The following is a 17,323-nucleotide window of genomic DNA, read 5'->3' as shown; positions in this document are numbered from 1 at the left end:
ACGGAGGGCGGGCGGGGGGGGGCCCTGGCCCCCCCGCTTTTTCATCGCGCTAGCGCTTCTTTGGGATTGACCTAAGGCGAGCGAACCATAGGGCTGCGGCACCCGAGGTCAGGAGCGCGGTGATGCAAGCGGCGATGGGAGCTGATCCTGTTGCCGGTAGGTCCTGCGGTAGGGTACAGCGTTGAATGACACTGTCCTCGTCATGTGACTCAAGTTTATCGCCGCCGCCGTTGCGGCAAAGATCGACGCGTGCGCTGTTGGTGAGTGCAGTTTGGGGTGTGTAAGCCGACGTTGCCTGCATGTGCACGACTGCGCCCCGAGCATCTGTGCCAAGGATTGCTTTGGCATCGTCAAGGTCGTCGTGCTCATCTTTGAGATCATCACGGGTCCAAGAATCCGTATCGCTTCGAGTCGTAAAGTCGGCGGCTACCGCACCGTATTCAATGCGAATGCCCGTCACGACGGTATTGGATGCAAGGTCGAGTTCTTTCGCCTCGAGTGTGGCGGATTCCGTGGTCGAGACATCCGCCTTCCAGAGGTGCCAGCCGTCGTAATCGACGAGGCGGCAATCTTCACCCAGACTCTCTTTTACTTCGTCGGACTCAAGCCAAGGATTTTCGTGCCCATCGTCAAGCGTCGCGTTTGCCGGCTCATCGACGTCTGTCGAGTCCAACGGCGTCGTGCGATACCACACGTTGCACAGACCGTTGAGGTCGCCGATGGCGACGGGGGTTTCGATTGAGACGAATCTCGCCGTGCCGTCTTTGGCGCACTCAAGATCATCGGTAATCGTAAACTCATCAACCCAAGTAGCGGAATCGTTTCGAGCATCGATGGTATAGGAGAAAAGCCCATCCGTATTGGTTTGCATCGCGGCGCGGTTTTTTCCATCGCCGTTAGCCAACAGACCCTTCCCGATAGGTTGGACAAGTTCCTGACGCTTGTCGACCTGTCCTTTGATCTCGATGGGCGCATCCTTCATCGCGACGGATTGGACTTCTCCCGTATCCTTTATTTCAAACGTTATCTCCTCGGCAAGGTCATAGGTCCGCGGAGACATCGTTTCGCGCAACGAGTAGGTACCGGGTGCAAGATGTTCGATGCGGTGCGGCTTGTCGGATGAGGCCCAGGAGTCTATTTCGGTTTTATCGGGACCATATAAGGTGAGCTGTGCGCCTTTCACTTCCTGCTCTCCGCTTGCATCGACCTTGGAGATATCAACCTTGGTGTAATCGTCGGATACGTTAAGCCGTGCTTCCACAACGGGTGTTTTCTGGTCGGCATAGGTAAGGTCGACGATATGATGCGTCCGGTCGAGCAAGAAGCCGGTCGGCGCTTGAGTCTCGACAACCTCGTAGCGTGCGGTGCCAGATCCCAGCGGGAGGTCGTCCGCGCGTGCTTCTCCAGTTTCATCCGTCGTGACGGTAGCGACAGCCTCGCCGTCGAGCGCGGCAATGCTACCGTCGGGGCGCACGATATCACCTAAGGCACGGATCTCAAAGATGGCGCCCGCGAGGCTGCTGCCGTCTACGGCATCGGTTTTAACGATCCTGATGTTTCCGGTCGCGGCGTGGTCATAATACGAGACGATTGCAACGGGCGTTAGGTTTATATCGGCGGGTATGTTTACCTCGATCTCTCCGCCGACAAGATAGGGCTCTTTGGCCGAAGTTTCGCGTACATAATAGGTGCCCGGCACGAGCGATTCGGGCAGTGTGACGGTGCCGGTCGCGTCAGTCGTAAAGGTGTCCATTACGTTATGTGCTGGATACCAGCATGTTTGTGAGACAGGTTTGTGATTGCTGTCGAGGAGTTGGAAGGTGAATCCGGCTAGGGGAACAGAGGCGCCTGTTTGGGCATCGCGTTTTACAATCTGGAGATGCGTCGACAGAGCGTGGTTGTCCACGATATATTGAAGCTCGGCGCCGTCGGAAATCTGATTGGCCTCGACGGTCCATTCCCCCGCACGTTTAAAACCCTCGGGGACGGTTTCCGGAACCTCACGAACCGTGTAGCCGGCGCGGTCGTATGGGACGGCTCCGTGGACACCGGCTGGTCGCTTGCCTGTGCCGAACCATGCTTCGGGCTGGTCTTTGGTGGAGGCAAAGCCATAGATGTTTGTAGTCAGTGTGCCAACAACCTGCTGAGAGCTGTTACTGACAACCTCAAAGACAACATCTCCTGCCGGCTGCTCCAGGCCGGATTGATCGCTATTGCCGTAGTCCTTGAATTTGGAAATCTCAAGGTCAAACGCAATGGGGATATTGGAAACGCGAGATTCGATCTCGACCACGCCTGAATCGCCGAGTTGGTCGGCTCCAACGGTGTAAGACCAACTGTCACCGGAGGGCAAATAGCCCTCGGGCGCCTTCGATTCATAGATGGTAAAGGTTCCCAGGGGGACATCGGTGAGGGTAGCTCGACCGCTTTCATCGGTCCTGAGAGTTTGTGTCCATCCAGGGGTTGATTGCGATACGCACACGAATTCTGCTCCTGCGAGCGAAGCTCCAACTTGGGGGCCTGCATTCGTTGCGGCGTCGAGCTTTACAATGCGCAAGGTAATGGTGCCGGGTTGTTCATCAATGGTGACGTATCCGCCGTTATTCGTCGTGGTAAAGGCAATGCGATCGTGCAGGGGGATATAACCAGCTGGCGCTGTTGTCTCAACTAGGTAGTATGCCGTGTTGGGTAGGAGTGTTGCCTGCGCTCGACCGTTGCTGTCCATCTGGACGGTGCCGACACGCGCGCCGCTGGCGCTCTCAAAAACATCGAATGTTGCCCCGTCAAACTGATAAGTATTGTTTCCGCTGGTAATAACGGTGTTCGCAGACTGCTTTTGGAAGGAAACAGAGACCGCCGGCAGTACATAGAGCATGTCTTGACGTTTGCTGCCGCCCGATACGGCCCCTAAATAGCGCCGCGCGCGGTGCGGAGCGGCTTTGATGCTTCCTGATTTTGCGTTGTCGTGGAGCCACCGCGCAGCCGCCACGACTTCATTGTCGGCGGTAAAGTGCCCACTCTTGGTTTTGCCCTGAGCGGTCGTGTAGGAGTATCTGCCGTCGACATGGGTAGTGCCGTTGAGCATCCATACGGCGAGTTGGGTGGCGGCGCGGGCGCGATCGGGTGAAAGATGGTAACCGCCAAACGACGTGGCGGTAGGATATCCGTGACAAACGATTGCCGCGAACTCGTCGTCGAGCCACACCCAGCCTTGATCAAAGTTGAGCCATGGGCCGCCCGGCTTGGTGGGCCCGGGGCGTTCCTGGTTCATGCAGTAGGCAATCGAGGCGTCTTGAGCTTCATATTTGCCGATGAAGAAGGGTCCACAATCATCGCTAATGGTGCGGAAGCCGAGCTGATCGTAGCCATCGACGGCAAATGCGGCGCCCGGTGCCAGGCAGCCGAAAAGCAGGAAGAGGAGCAGGAGCAGCGGACCTGTTGCGATTGCGCTGTGGACAGAGTGCGTGGGTGCGTTGGACATGGCTGCTCCTTATCCCTCGTGCGCCGCACGGGGAGGCTGCGACGCGTAGGATGAGGCTACCCCCGAGCTTCATGCGGGTAAGTACCGGAGCCTGACCAAAAGCTTGCCCAATTCCTGACAAATTGAGCTCAAATACAACAATCAAGCAAAAGCGCAGGTAGAAGATAAGGTGAACAGGAAGTCAAAGGTCCTCGTCTCCACAATTGACGCGATTTTCAAACGAATCTCCACAGCTAAAACAAGCATCGCCACCCTTGTATCGAACAAGACAACCGCGTTATACTATCCCCCACATATGCGGGCATCGCCAAGTGGTAAGGCATCAGCTTCCCAAGCTGACACTCGCGGGTTCGAGTCCCGTTGCCCGCTCCAAAAAAGTAAAAGCACGACACCGTTTCGGTGCCGTGCTTTTTTCAACAAAGCGCCGGGACTCGAACCCGACAGGGTGCGAGCGTTAAATAAACGCGAAGCGTTTATAGCGAGCAGGCAAGGGCGCCGATAGGCGACCGCAGCCGGTGCGGATTTGCGAAGCAAATACGCGGACGTCCCGTTGCCCGCTCCATCGAGCGCGGGAGACCTTGGGACGGCCAATTCAACAAACTCTCGCCCATCGTCTCCGTGAATCCGAGGAGATCGCCCGCAGCCGGTGCGGATTTGCGAAGCAAATACGCGGACGTCCCGTTGCCCGCTCCATCGAGCGCGGGAGACCTTGGGACGGCCAATTCAACAAAGTCTCCCCCATCGTCTCCGTGAATCCGAGGAGATCGCCCGCAGCCGGTGCGGATTTGCGAAGCAAATGCGCGGACGTCCCGCTGCCCGCTCCATCGAGCGCGGGAGACCTTGGGACGGCCAATTCAACAAACTCTCGCCCATCGTCTCCGTGAATCCGAGGAGATCGACCGCAGCCGGTGCGGATTTGCGAAGCAAATACGCGGATGTCCCCATGCCCGCTCCAATTCCAAAATGTTAGGTTAATGCCTGCTGCCCATACTCGCACCCGCGCACGGTACAATGGTTGAGTTACGACCAACGTGCCAATAACCAAAAAGGAGCCGCTATGATCGATCGCTATACCCGCCCGGAGATGGGACATATCTTCTCCCTCGAGAACAAGTATGCCATTTGGCAGGAGATCGAGGTTCTGGCCTGCGAGGCCCAGGCGGAGCTCGGCAAGATCGGCATTTCTAAAGACGAAGCCCAGTGGATCCGCGACCATGCCAACTTTGAGAAGGCGAAGGTCGATGAGATCGAGGAGGTCACGCGCCACGATGTCATCGCCTTCCTGACCAACATGAAGGAATATATCGACGCCGATGTTCCCGAGGGCGAGCCCAAGCCTAGTCGCTGGGTTCACTACGGTATGACCAGCTCCGACCTGGGTGATACTGCTCTGTGCTATCAGCTTACTCAGGCGTGTGACCTGATTATCGAGGACGTCAAGAAGCTCGGCGTGATCTGCAAGCGCCGCGCCTTCGAGGAGCGCAATACGCTCTGCGCCGGACGCACCCATGGCATCCATGCTGAGCCGATGACCTTCGGCATGAAGTTTGGTTCTTGGGCATGGGAACTCAAGCGCGACCTTGATCGTCTTGAGGATGCTCGCAAGAACGTTGCCTTCGGTGCCATCTCCGGTGCCGTCGGCACCTACAGCTCCATCGAGCCGTTCGTCGAGGAGTACGTCTGTGAGCACCTGGGTCTGGTTCACGACCCGCTGTCCACGCAGGTCATCAGCCGCGATCACCACGCCTATCTTGCCGGCGTGCTTGCCACTACAGCGGCCACCTGCGAGCGCATCGCGACCGAGGTCCGCAACCTGCAGAAGACCGATACACTCGAGGCCGAGGAGCCCTTCCGCAAGGGCCAAAAGGGCAGCTCCGCCATGCCGCACAAGCGCAACCCCATCACCATGGAGAAGGTCTGCGGTCTGTCGCGCGTCGTGAAGTCCAACGCCCAGGTCGCCTTCGACAACGTCGCCCTGTGGCACGAGCGCGACATTTCGCACTCTTCCGCCGAGCGTGTCGCCCAGGCCGATAGCTTCATCGCGCTTGACCATATGTTCCAGTGCCTCATTCGCGTTATCGACGGCCTGCAGCTGTATCCGGCCCGCATGATGGCCAACCTCAACAAGACCCGTGGTCTCATCTTCTCCTCCAAGGTGCTGCTGGCCCTCGTCGATACGGGCATCACCCGCGAGGACGCGTACGCCATTGTGCAGGAGAACGCCATGGCAACCTGGCATGAGGTACAGGATTGTGTCTCCGGTCCCACCTTTAAGGAACGTCTCGAGGCCGACCCGCGCTGCACCGTCAGCCAGGAGAAGCTCGACGAGATTTTTGATCCGTGGGACTTCCTCACCCGCATCGATACGGTCTTCGATCGCCTGGAGCAGCTGAGCTTCGAGTAGGGTTAACCTAATTCGACCGCTTGCGGATGCATTTCAACCTTTGGCGCCTTGCCCGTCTTGGGCGAGGCGCTTTTTTTACTGTCGCATATGCGCCCGGGTAATAAAATGAACTCCGACTGCTGTTTCGATGAAAGGGGGCACGTGCCCAGACGCATCAAGCGGGCCACCATCGTCTCGTTTACGCTCATACTCCTTGTTGCCGTCTGTGCGGGCGCCCTGACGTATACCGTTCGAAGCAGTTCTTCCTCCTCGAATGAAGCCGATAGAGATCTCCCGGTGCTCAAAATCGGCGTTACGGATAACGACCCCTATGTGTATGTCGATACCACGGGCGATTACGCCGGTATCGATATCGACATCGCCCGCGAGGCCTGCAAGCGTGCGGGGCTCAAGCCACAGTTTGTCGATATTGACTGGAACGATCGCGACCGGCTGCTCAAAAACGGTGATATCGATTGCCTGTGGTGTGACTATTCTCCCTGTTATCGCGAGGATAAGTATTACTGGACCGAGCCGTATCTAACCGTGACGGTCTCGGTTGCCGCCAAGAAAACGAGTGGCATCAAGTCCTTGGCACATCTCGATGGAAGTAAGACCATTGCGGTGATTGCGGGTTCGGTGAGTGAACGCCGATTGCTTGCGGGGGATCTGGGGGTCTCGTCGGACGTTCAAATCAAATCATATGGCTCTGCCGAACTCTGCAAAGCCGCTCTAGTCAAAGGGTACGTTGACTGCTGGATGGCGGATGTCCAGTCGCTTGACCGACTCGTTGCTCAGTATCCCGGCGTTTACCGTGTGTTTGCCGACAATGTTATGACGGTTGACTTGGGCGTCGCGTTTGATGACAGCTATGAAGGATCGGTCGTAAAGGATCTCAATACCGCGCTGTTCGACATGGATCGAGATGGCACGATTGACCGTATTGTGGGCAATTACAAGACAGGAGCGACGACGGGCGGGCAAGGAGGAAATTCATGACAACTGATGAGCATCGCTTGAGTCGAAAGACTCTGAACGTCATAGCTGCCAGCGTTATTGTCAGCGCCGTCTTGTTAGGCCTGTTGTATACGGTTGGAACCCATCGCTGCCTCGAAAAAACGCTTGGGTTTGGCCAAGAAACCATGGTGTTTTTGGAGAACGCTTGCGAAAAATATGACCGCTACGAACAGGGGAGAAAAACCGAGGCGACGCACGATTTGCTCGCCGCGGTCGAATCGTTTGTGACGTTCCTGTCCTCTGATCGCGTTGAGGTTAACGACGATCTTATCGAGCAATTTGTCCATGCCGAGAACCTTTCGGGGCTGATGGTCATGGACTCCGATGGCCATATGGCTGCCCACTACGACATCGATGGTCGCGATCCGCTCATGTTGTGGCGAGATGAGTTGGCCTGTTCGCCGGTCGCATCGATGTATCAAGGTTCCAAAGTGACCTACTCAACTGTCGATGAGCGCCGTGGTGTCGTTTTTGCCGTCTGTGCTGTTCCGTATGGCGACGGCGTTGCCCTGGCATACCGCTCACTTGTTTCCGATACGGCGGACGACTATTCATATGCCATAGCCGACGTGCTTTCGAACAGTACCTTCCACCAGGGTCCCACGGTGCTTGTTATGGAGGATGCGGAGATTGTCTCATCCAACAGTGCCGATGCTGACGTGTCGCTCGCCCGACTCCTCACCAGCGTAGGAGTTGAGTGGAAAGACGACGGCCTGACGCGCATCGAATATCGAGGAGACGAATGGTATGCCGTGCGTGCGGCATATAAGGACTACCGCCTGTTTGCGCTATATCCCAAATCTGAGGTCATGTCTGACAGGATTTCATTTGTCGCCGTCGGCGTCTTGGTGTGTCTTGCGTTTTGGGTTGTGGTGCTGTTGGCTCGAAATATCGTTGACCACCGCAATTTGGTCGAAAAGGATAAACAGCTCGGCATTATCAATGCCATAAGCGCCATCTACGATTCGACCTTTCTTTTGCATCTCGACACCCTCGAGATCGAGGGGATCAATATGTCGCCGGCGATAGCGAAGATATTTGCCGAGCACAGCGAGGCATATGACTTTATGGACACGGTCTGCCGGGATATCGTGAGCCCCGAAAGCCGCGAAGCGGTTGTGGGACTCGTAGATATAAGTTCGCTTCGTGAACGTATGGAGGGCGTACCGTACTTGGCTGCCGAGGTGCGAGATTGTCGAGGCGCTTGGTACTCGCTACAGGTTGTCCCCCAGCATCGCGATGAGCAAGGCCGGCTGGAGTCGGTCGTCGTGGCGACGCACAACATATCGATGGTCAAGCATGCCGAGGAGCTGTCATATCAAGACAAACTGACGGGGCTTCGCAACCGCAACTATCTTGAATCGCGCGGAGATAGCCTGGTAAACGAGGACTTGCCCGTGAGCGTGATTATGTTGGACTGCAATTATCTCAAGCGGACCAACGACATCTATGGTCACGAGATGGGGGATGAACTGCTGCGACGGACGGCGTCCGTGCTGCGGCGGGTGGCTGGTGCGGATTATCTGCCGATGCGCCTTGGCGGCGACGAGTTTTTGCTGGTTTGCCCCCATACTGACAACGAGTCTGCGCTCGGGCTGGAACAGGATCTTCGTCTCGGTCTTGCCGCGGTAAGCGATGAGGCCCTGACGGTCAGCGCATCGATTGGCGTGGCGACCGTCGAGACGGCTGGAAATACGCTGGCCGATGTATATCGTGTCGCCGACCACAATATGTATCGGGAGAAGCGCACGGTCCACGCGCAGGGTGCGGACTGCTAATCTTGCCCCCGCGAGTCCATGCATCGTAGGATGTTGAATCGGTGCTTGCGATAATAAGTCGGCCCAGGCGGGGATAATAGACGTCTGAAATTTCTTTCTGAGAGGGGATCTCAATGATTAGTTTTGACTACAAGCCGCAGGGTGTATGCTCTCGCAATATTCACCTCAATCTCTCTGACGATGGCAGCAAGGTGCTGGGCGTTGAGTTTACCGGCGGCTGCGATGGCAACCTCAAGGCCATCTCCAAACTGGTCGAGGGCGCTCCTGCCGACCGTGTGATCGAGGTTCTTGCCGGCAATACCTGCGGCATGAAGAAGACCTCCTGCGCCGATCAGCTCACGCGCGCTATCGAGGCCGCTCGCGCCGAGATCGCCTAATGGGTATCGCCGACCACGTCAAGAACGGAATATCGCGCCGCGGCTTTGTGCTCGGAGGGGCTGCCGCGGGCGCTGCCACGGTGCTTGCCGGATGCTCAAAGAAAACGGGTACCAGCGACGATGCTGCCGGCGAGCCACAAGTTATCAAAGACGACTCAAAGATTGTCTCGATTACGGATGAGTATGAGGCCGTCGATATCGATCTTGAGCCCATGGCGACATGGACATTGCCCTTGGGTACGCTGCTGTACTACTGCGACGGCGATTACGCCGCGGCGATGATGGCCCCGGAGTCTGCGTTACATGCCAACACGCTTGGCGTGCTCAACTTGGGCGACGGCTCGCTTACCACATTAATCGAGGATCCTATCGAGGGCACGGGATATGCATTTTACGATGTCCGTGCCGGCGATGGCGTGTTTGCGTGGGTTGAGATGAACTTTGCCAATTCATCGTGGAAGCTCTACGCTCAAAATCTGTCGGGCGCTTCGCTCTCTGGCGACGTGGTTGAGCTCGATCGGGGTGGCAAGGACTATGATCCGCCACTGTTTACGGCGTTCGGGTCATCAGTCATCTGGTATAAAATGCCTTCGGCAGGCGGCAATAAAACGAGTAGTGATTCGTTTTGCTATCGTCGCTCGCTTGATGAATCCAAGGCCGAGACAATTTGGAAATCGACGGGCCGCTTTGCATCGGCCCCGCGTGCGAGCGACGGCATTTTGACCATCTCGCCGCGTGTCCGCAACGACGAGGGTGTCTACTACGGCATAACGGCAATCGATCTGACCGACGGCAACAACACCAAACGTGCCCAGCTAGTCCTTCCCTCGTCAGTCTCGCCTTTCGAGGCCGTATATATGGGCGATACCTTCGTGTTTTCTATCGAGGCGACCTATAGTGGCGTGGGCAGCTTGGGCAATATGGGCACGTATATCGGTAATGAGGGAGGGCCGTACCTCTTCCTGTCACGCGAGCCGCTCGCATGTGCGGCTGGCAAGAAGAATAAATACCTTGTTAAGGTGCAGGCATCGCATTTCCTGATCGACACCTCTGCCAAGACCTATGGCTCGCTGCTGTCGCCCGACCGTGCTTTGGAGTATGGCGATTATCCAGCTACGGCGGGAAAATCGGACTCATTCCTTACGTACGCCACGGTGCGCAACAGCCAGGGTATACCAGAGACGGTCACGGCCCGCCTATTCTCTCTTTAAGCTTAGAGGGGTTAAAAAGGCGCCAACAGGGGAATAAACGCGTTGTAATTGTGAGTACCGCCCGCCGAGCTGCCGCGTCATAGCGGCATCCGGCGGGCTCAGGTGCGTTAAAATGGGCTTGTTCTTAGCTAATTGAGACGGGGGGGCCGTGTTATGGCTTCAGATGCAAAAAAGATTCTGCTGGTCGAGGATGAGAAGGCAATCCGTGACGCCGTCGCTGCCTATCTCGAGCGCGAAGGCTACTGGGTTGTGGGTGTCGGCGACGGCCAGTCCGCGATCGAGGAGTTCGAGAAGCATCAGTTTGACCTGGTCGTGCTCGACCTTATGCTCCCCAAGATCCCCGGCGAGCGCGTTTGCCGCACCATTCGCGATACCTCGGATGTCCCCATCATCATGCTGACTGCCAAGGGCGAGATCGAGGACCGTATTATCGGTCTTGAGCTCGGCGCCGACGACTATCTGATTAAGCCGTTCTCGCCGCGCGAGCTTGTCGCGCGCGTACGCGCCTTGTTCCGCCGTGCCCATCAGGCCGACGAGCCAGCCGTCGAGGTACTCGACTTCGGCGATCTGGTCATCGATATCTCGGGCCACAAGATTTTGGTCGAGGGCAAGGAAGTCGACCTGACGGCTTCCGAGTTTAAGCTGCTCACCACGCTTGCCCGTCACCCCGGTCGCGTCTACAACCGCATGGAGCTGGTCGAGAAGGTGCTCGGCTACGACTTTGAGGGCTATGAGCGCACCATCGATAGCCACGTGAAGAACCTTCGCGCCAAGCTGGGCGATGATCCCAAGAAGCCCAAGTGGCTCTACACCGTCCACGGTGTCGGCTATCGCTTCGAGGCTCCGGCCAAGACCGATAAGTCGGACGAGAAATAGGGAAATCACATATGACACCTGCGCGCTTTGAAATCGGACAAAAGCACAAGCAGGAGAGCGAGGCGGGTTCCAAGGCTAGTTGGAACACGCCTCGTTCCGATTCACGGCCAACGATGAGCTATTCCTCGCGCATGGCACTTGCTTTTGCTCTGACATCGCTCATGACGGTATTGGTGCTGGTGGGCGTGGTCTCTGTTGTGTGGGGCACGGTCTTTTCGGATTACACGCGCTCCAATATCGTCGAAATCGCAAATTCCGCTGCCGAAAAGCTTGCGACGTCGTATGAGGAAAACGGCAACTGGACTGCGGGCGAGCTGCGCACGGTCGCGACATCGAGTTTGGTGTCCGACGACCTGAGTATGCAGGTCGTCAACAAGAAGGGCGTTGTCGTCTATGACGACTCATGGCCTTCGGCAAGTGCGACCGCCGATGTGCGCGAGAGCGAATCAGCGTCGAGCAGCTCGAGCGGTAAAAAAGCATCGCATAGCCCGGTCTCGTCTGCTCCAACCGACTCCGATAGCGTTGCTAACGTCGAAATCATAACGTCTTCCGGCGAGCATGTCGGACAAGTAAAGCTGTGGGCCATCGGCTCCGACGCTCTGCTCACCAAGGCGGACTCTGCGTTTAGGGAGAAGACCTTTAACGCCATGGCCCTCGCCGCAGTTGTTGCAATCTGCATTTCGGTCGTTATCGGATCGCTCGTGTCGCGCATGCTCACCAAGCCGATTCATCGTATTACCAGTACCGCAAAGCAAATCCGTGACGGCGACCTGTCGGCTCGCACGGGACTGCGCGGTGATGACGAGATCGATCAGCTGGGTGAGACCTTCGATGAGATGGCCACTTCGCTCGAGAAGGATATGAAACACGAGAAACGTTTGACCTCGGACGTGGCTCACGAACTTCGTACTCCGCTTATGGCCATGCTCGCAACGGTCGAGGCCATGCAGGATGGCGTATATCCTACCGACGATGAGCACTTGGAGACTGTTGCTTCCGAGACGCGTCGCCTGGCTCGTCTGGTGCAGCAGATGCTCGACCTGTCGCGCATGGAAAACAGCACGGCTCCGCTCAACCTTGAGCCGGTGGACATGGTTCCTTTCGTGCGTTCCATCGTCAATGCCCAGGAGCGCCTGTTTGTCGACCGCGATCTGCGCTTGCGCTTTGCTGACGAGACCCAAGGTCACGACGATGTCGTCGAAGCCGATCCCGACATGATCACGCAGTGCGTCATCAATCTCATGAGCAACGCCATGCGCTACACCCCCGAGGGCGGTTGGGTCGTGGTGTCGGTGCTCAGTGACCGCAAGCATGTCAGTATTGCCGTTTCGGATACCGGCATCGGTATTGCCAAGGACGATCTGTCGCGCATCTTCGGTCGTTTTTGGCGCGCCGATGCCAGCCGTGCCCGTGAGGCGGGCGGTCTGGGCGTGGGCCTCGCCGTGACCAAGCAGATTGTCGAGCGCCATCATGGCTACATTTCCGTGGAGTCGGAGCTTGGAAAGGGTACGACTTTTACGATTCATCTGCCTCGCGAGCACACGGCGGACGCGGCATCTACTACAATGGAGCACTAGCTTTTCGCTATTCGGTGAAGGAGGGGTTTCGTCCCTGCCGCTCCGAGTTTGCGAAAACGTGCGGGAAAGAGCCCGCATTACTGTCGTATTTTGGTAAGGAGTGACTCACGTGACAACGATGGAGCGTCGTCCGGATTCCCGTGGCAAGGTTCGTGATATCTACGATGCCGGTGAAAACCTGCTGATGGTCGCCACCGACCGCATTTCTGCGTTCGACTTCATTCTTCCCGACGAGATTCCGTTTAAGGGAGAGGTGCTCAACCGCATCTCGGCATTCTGGTTCGATAAGTTTGCCGACATCGTTCCCAACCACCTCGTTTCCATCGACCCGGCGGATTTCCCCGAGGAGTTTGCCGAGTATCGTGACTACCTCGCAGGCCGCGCCATGCTGGTCAAGAAGGCCCAGACGATTCCTATCGAGTGCATCGTCCGCGGCTATCTGACCGGTTCGGGCAAGAAGACCTATGACGAGAACGGTACCGTCTGCGGCATTCAGCTGCCCGAGGGCCTGACCGAGGCCTCCAAGCTTCCCGAGCCGCTGTTCACGCCGTCCACGAAGGCCGAGATCGGTGACCACGACGAGAACATCTCGTTCGAGCGTTGCTGCGAGATCGTGGGCGATGACATCGCCACGCAGATTCGCGACCTTTCCCTCAAGATCTACAAGGCTGCCGCCGAGTATGCAGCGACCCGTGGCATCATCATTGCCGACACCAAGTTCGAGTTTGGTGTCATCGATGGCAAGGTTACGCTGATCGATGAGTGCCTCACGCCCGACTCCAGCCGTTTCTGGCCTGCCGCCAGCTACGAGGAGGGCAAGATTCAGCCCAGCTACGACAAACAATTCGTCCGCAATTGGCTCAAAGCCAACTGGGATATGACGGGGGAGACTCCGCACCTGCCCGCCGAGGTCATCGATGGCACGTCCGAGCGCTATCGCGAGGCCTTCCAGATCATCACGGGCTCCCAGTTCACAAGCATGAAGGAGAACGCGTAAGTGAGTACCCGCAGCGCCACGAACAAGCGCACGCAATCCCGCGAGGTTACCGGGGTTGCGCGCAAGTCCGCCGCATCCGCTAAGCCCGCCCGTCAGGCAGCGAGCTCTGTTCACGTCGTGCCGGCATCATCCAAGGCACGCCGCAAAGAGCTCGAGAAGGGCGAAAACCTGGAAGGCCTTTCCAAGGAGGAAAAACGCGCCCGCAAGGCCAAGCAGCGCGCCCGCGAGGATCGCATCTACACGGTGTCGAATATCCTTCTCAAGCAGGATGAGGACTACACCAAGCGCCGCCGTATTTGGTGGGCCGTGCTCGCTATCGGCATGGTGCTCGTCGTGGCAATTGGGGCTTCGCTCTACTTCGCTCCCGGCGGCACGGTGTCCAGCCCCGTTCAGATGGTCGGCATCGTTTTGTCCTACGTCATCATTTTGGGTGACTTTATTTACGACTTCGTTCGTATTCGTCCCCTGCGCAACATGTACCGCACGCAGGCCGAGGGCATGTCCGAGAACAAGCTCAACGCCCTTATCGAGCGCGCAGCTGCCGAGGAGGACAAGAAGGACTCCAAGAAGAAGTAGCGTTTGCATGCATACTTATCGCTAAGATATAAGGCGCGTCGTTTTTGCGGCGCGCCTTTTTACTGTTCTATATATAGGTAGATGGAGTGGCACATGATTCGAGCTGCCCTGACGGTCGAAGAAGCTCTGGAGGGCATGAAGGCCCTGGAGCCCAAGATTAAAAACTACGCGCGCCTGGTCGTCCGCAAGGGCGTAAACGTTAAGCCCGGCCAGGAGGTCGTCGTTCAGTCTCCGGTCGAGTGCGCGCCGTTTGCGCGCGTGGTGGTCGCGGAGGCATATGCTGCTGGCGCCGGCCACGTGACGGTCATTTGGGCCGATGATGCCGTGACAAGGCTCACGTACGAGCATGTCGAGAAAAGCTATTTTGAGCAAACACCCGAGTGGAAGCGCCTGCAGCTGGATTCCTTGGCCCAGGATGGTGCCTGCTTTGTCTTTATCGAGGGTGCGGATCCTGCGGCCCTCAAGGGTATCGATCCGGCCAAGCCGGCCGCGGCATCCAAGGCGAGGAATACGCAGTGCAAAGTTTTCCGCCGTGGACTGGATTACAACATCAATCCGTGGTGCATCGCCGGCGCGCCGGTCGCTGCCTGGGCTCGCGAGGTGTTCCCGGGCGATGCGGACGAGGTTGCAATCTATAAGCTGTGGAATGCGATTCTGCACACCGCCCGCGCCGATGGCCAGGACCCGGAGAGCGACTGGGAGCGCCACGATGCCGCATTCGAAAAGAACCTGCGCTTCCTAAACGATAATCAGTTTGACTGCCTGCACTACACCGCTTCGAACGGAACCGATCTGACGATTGGTATGACGAAGGGCCATGAGTGGGCCGGCGGTAAGGGTGAGACCCCCGACGGTCATCCCTTCTTCCCCAACATCCCCACCGAGGAGGTCTTCACCTCGCCCGATCGCATGCGCGCTGACGGTATCGTGTACTCGGCCATGCCGCTCATCCACCACGGCAACAAGGTCGATGATTTTTGGATCAAGTTCGAGAACGGTCACGTGGTGGATTACGACGCCCGCGTGGGCAAGGCGACGCTCGCAAGTATCATCGATACCGACGAGGGCGCTGCTCACCTGGGAGAAGTCGCGCTCATTTCCAAGAACACGCCGATTCGCGAAAGCGGCATCCTGTTCTATGACACGCTCTATGACGAGAATGCCAGCTGCCATCTTGCACTGGGAGTCGGCTTCCCCGAGTGCATCGAGGGTGGATATGATATGTCCAAAGAGGAACTCTTGGAGCATGGCGTCAACGTGTCGAGCGCGCACGTCGATTTTATGATCGGCACGGACGACATCGATATTACGGGCATTACGCCCGATGGACGTGAAGTTGTGATTTTCCAGAACGGCCAATGGAGTTGGGAATAGTCCCAGACCGTGGTACAATGCCACCCGCGGGCCGTTAGCTCAGCTGGCAGAGCAGGGGACTTTTAATCCCAAGGTCCAGGGTTCGAACCCCTGACGGCCCACCATAGAATAGAAAAGCGACTGGCGGATGCCGGCCGCTTTTTTGTTGCCGCGACGCGGGTTCGAACCCGAAAGGGCGCGAAGCGCCGCAGCGGCCGCCTGCGGAGCAGGCTGAACCCCTGACGGCCCACCCAAAGAAAGGAAAACAAAATGAAAACAGATAGATACGGAATTAGCGGCAGCACATTAAAGATAATAGCAGCCATTTCGATGGTTCTCGATCATGTAAGCAGGATCGTCCTGACCAATGGAATCATGACTCACGCATCGTACAGTCAGATATCGGACGAACAGTGGGCGATTTTAAGCGAGGCTTCGGATGTGCTTCATGTTCTTGGCAGAATTGCATTTCCCTTATTTTGCTTTTTGATGGTTGAGGGATTTTTGCATACTCATGACATAAAGAAGTACCTGCGAAATATGCTTGTCTTCGCAATCATTGCGGAGCCCATATACGATTTCGTTCAAACCGGGCAATTATTTGACGCTCGGCAACAAAATGTTATGTGTGAGCTCCTGCTTTCCTTGGTCTTTTTGATTGTTCTGGAAAAGATACAAAGTCTTTCAAAATGGAAAAGGTACATCGCAGAAACTGCTCTGATTGTTTTGGCAGCGCTGGCAGCTGAATACACTAAACTAGATGGCGGTGTGTATGGTATTCTGCTCGTGGCTGCATTCTATTTATTCCACGACAGCAAGGCCAAGATGTTCTTTGCTGCAGTATGCGCAGTGCTCCTTTCGTCATGCCATATAGTTGGCGGCGGATTTGAGTTTGCTACAGCTAATGTATTTAATCCTGATGTTGCTGCCGCGGTCGTTTCGTTGCTGCTTATCAATCTTTATAATGGCAAGCGAGGGCTGAAGCTCAAATATTTCTTCTACATTTTCTATCCGGCATATCTTGCTCTGCTTTATGGTGTCTCACTTATTGTTTTGAACTGTCTTTAAAAACTCTCAAACAAGTCTCTGAAAGCAGAAATAAATTGACCCTAAGACTGCTTGTGAATTTCTGGAAGACTGGAGAGATGCGAGGAGAGACAACGAGGGCTGCAGAAAGATGCTTCTCAGTTCTCTGGCGGATCGCATATATCTGTATGAGGATCACTTCCACACACTCATTAATAACAGTGATAAACACGGCAGATCCTCAAAACATGAGGCTGCGGAGGTCGAACGATGCTTCGAAAGCATGAATGGCAGCGAGAAAATGAGTTCGGAAGCACCCTCTGGATGATCCAGCATAGAATAGAAAGCGATCGGCTCCGGCTGGTCGCTTTTTTGTTGCCGGTGCACGGGTTCGACCCCGAACTTCTCTATATATAAGAACGCCTGGCGGCCAAAACCAGCCTTTTACCGACAGGAAACCAAAACCTGATGCCTTTAGAGTAAAGTAGCGCTCCAGAGATGACCGACGCCTCAACACCTATAAACCAGCTGGTCATCGCCAATATCAGAAGCCAATGCTTCAGTTTTAACCTCAGTGATGCGACTGAGGGACCTATTCATTTGTGAACAAAATATGGAGTGCGCGATTCCCGCCCCCGGCGCCCCTCCGGTCTGGCAATATATCTCCTTGC

Annotated in this window: 12 protein-coding genes and 2 tRNA genes; 13 read left to right on the top strand and 1 reads right to left on the bottom strand. The window is 56.5% G+C overall.

The window, feature by feature from the left end:
• Positions 1-49: 49 nt before the first annotated feature.
• The gene (locus DW233_RS04650) at positions 50-3,481 is read right to left on the bottom strand and encodes a SpaA isopeptide-forming pilin-related protein (RefSeq protein WP_118266962.1); all 3,432 of its coding nucleotides are present in this window, start codon (positions 3,479-3,481) and stop codon (positions 50-52) included.
• Positions 3,482-3,778: 297 nt separating this feature from the next.
• Here DW233_RS04650 and DW233_RS04645 point away from each other — a divergent pair.
• The 13 genes from DW233_RS04645 (at position 3,779) to DW233_RS04585 (ending at position 16,694) form a co-directional block, all read left to right on the top strand.
• Positions 3,779-3,853, top strand: a tRNA-Gly gene (locus DW233_RS04645).
• A 685-nt stretch (positions 3,854-4,538) separates the two neighbouring features.
• The gene (gene purB / locus DW233_RS04640) at positions 4,539-5,885 is read left to right on the top strand and encodes an adenylosuccinate lyase (RefSeq protein ID WP_117640633.1); all 1,347 of its coding nucleotides are present in this window, start codon (positions 4,539-4,541) and stop codon (positions 5,883-5,885) included.
• 141 nt (positions 5,886-6,026) lie between these two features.
• On the top strand, positions 6,027-6,863 hold the full coding sequence (locus tag DW233_RS04635; RefSeq protein ID WP_158551316.1) for an ABC transporter substrate-binding protein: 837 nt from the start codon (positions 6,027-6,029) through the stop codon (positions 6,861-6,863).
• On the top strand, positions 6,860-8,659 hold the full coding sequence (locus DW233_RS04630) for a GGDEF domain-containing protein (protein ID WP_117647833.1): 1,800 nt from the start codon (positions 6,860-6,862) through the stop codon (positions 8,657-8,659). The genes DW233_RS04635 and DW233_RS04630 overlap by 4 nt, the downstream gene beginning before the upstream one ends.
• A 113-nt stretch (positions 8,660-8,772) precedes the next feature.
• Entirely contained in the window at positions 8,773-9,036 is a 264-nt protein-coding gene (locus DW233_RS04625) for a TIGR03905 family TSCPD domain-containing protein (protein ID WP_089572560.1), read from the top strand.
• A complete protein-coding gene (locus DW233_RS04620) occupies positions 9,036-10,247 on the top strand; it encodes a twin-arginine translocation signal domain-containing protein (RefSeq protein ID WP_118266961.1) in 1,212 nt (403 codons plus the stop codon). The genes DW233_RS04625 and DW233_RS04620 overlap by 1 nt, the downstream gene beginning before the upstream one ends.
• Before the next feature lie 153 nt (positions 10,248-10,400).
• Complete coding sequence (locus DW233_RS04615) at positions 10,401-11,123, top strand: response regulator transcription factor (RefSeq protein WP_006236208.1); 723 nt, start codon at positions 10,401-10,403, stop codon at positions 11,121-11,123.
• A gap of 11 nt (positions 11,124-11,134) precedes the next feature.
• Complete coding sequence (locus tag DW233_RS04610) at positions 11,135-12,700, top strand: cell wall metabolism sensor histidine kinase WalK (RefSeq protein WP_118266959.1); 1,566 nt, start codon at positions 11,135-11,137, stop codon at positions 12,698-12,700.
• A gap of 118 nt (positions 12,701-12,818) precedes the next feature.
• Positions 12,819-13,697, top strand: a complete 879-nt coding sequence (locus DW233_RS04605; protein WP_118266958.1) for a phosphoribosylaminoimidazolesuccinocarboxamide synthase — start codon at positions 12,819-12,821, stop codon at positions 13,695-13,697.
• A complete protein-coding gene (locus DW233_RS04600) occupies positions 13,698-14,273 on the top strand; it encodes a hypothetical protein (RefSeq protein WP_118266956.1) in 576 nt (191 codons plus the stop codon).
• Positions 14,274-14,366: 93 nt separating this feature from the next.
• A complete protein-coding gene (locus DW233_RS04595; protein WP_118266955.1) occupies positions 14,367-15,647 on the top strand; it encodes an aminopeptidase in 1,281 nt (426 codons plus the stop codon).
• Between the two features lie 28 nt (positions 15,648-15,675).
• Positions 15,676-15,751, top strand: a tRNA-Lys gene (locus tag DW233_RS04590).
• A 145-nt stretch (positions 15,752-15,896) separates the two neighbouring features.
• The gene (locus tag DW233_RS04585) at positions 15,897-16,694 is read left to right on the top strand and encodes a TraX family protein (protein ID WP_118266953.1); all 798 of its coding nucleotides are present in this window, start codon (positions 15,897-15,899) and stop codon (positions 16,692-16,694) included.
• Positions 16,695-17,323: the final 629 nt, after the last annotated feature.

This window comes from Collinsella sp. AM20-15AC (assembly GCF_003471405.1).
GTDB lineage: Bacteria > Actinomycetota > Coriobacteriia > Coriobacteriales > Coriobacteriaceae > Collinsella.
This window is presented reverse-complemented; position numbering and strand designations above follow the sequence as displayed.

Excerpts from the sequence above, each read along its gene's own strand:
- DW233_RS04650 (WP_118266962.1), bottom strand. The coding sequence starts at position 3,481 with ATGTCCAACGCACCCACGCACTCTGTCCACAGCGCAATCGCAACAGGT.
- purB (WP_117640633.1), top strand. The coding sequence starts at position 4,539 with ATGATCGATCGCTATACCCGCCCGGAGATGGGACATATCTTCTCCCTC.
- DW233_RS04630 (WP_117647833.1), top strand. The coding sequence starts at position 6,860 with ATGACAACTGATGAGCATCGCTTGAGTCGAAAGACTCTGAACGTCATA.
- DW233_RS04625 (WP_089572560.1), top strand. The coding sequence starts at position 8,773 with ATGATTAGTTTTGACTACAAGCCGCAGGGTGTATGCTCTCGCAATATT.
- DW233_RS04620 (WP_118266961.1), top strand. The coding sequence starts at position 9,036 with ATGGGTATCGCCGACCACGTCAAGAACGGAATATCGCGCCGCGGCTTT.
- DW233_RS04615 (WP_006236208.1), top strand. The coding sequence starts at position 10,401 with ATGGCTTCAGATGCAAAAAAGATTCTGCTGGTCGAGGATGAGAAGGCA.
- DW233_RS04610 (WP_118266959.1), top strand. The coding sequence starts at position 11,135 with ATGACACCTGCGCGCTTTGAAATCGGACAAAAGCACAAGCAGGAGAGC.
- DW233_RS04605 (WP_118266958.1), top strand. The coding sequence starts at position 12,819 with ATGGAGCGTCGTCCGGATTCCCGTGGCAAGGTTCGTGATATCTACGAT.
- DW233_RS04595 (WP_118266955.1), top strand. The coding sequence starts at position 14,367 with ATGATTCGAGCTGCCCTGACGGTCGAAGAAGCTCTGGAGGGCATGAAG.
- DW233_RS04585 (WP_118266953.1), top strand. The coding sequence starts at position 15,897 with ATGAAAACAGATAGATACGGAATTAGCGGCAGCACATTAAAGATAATA.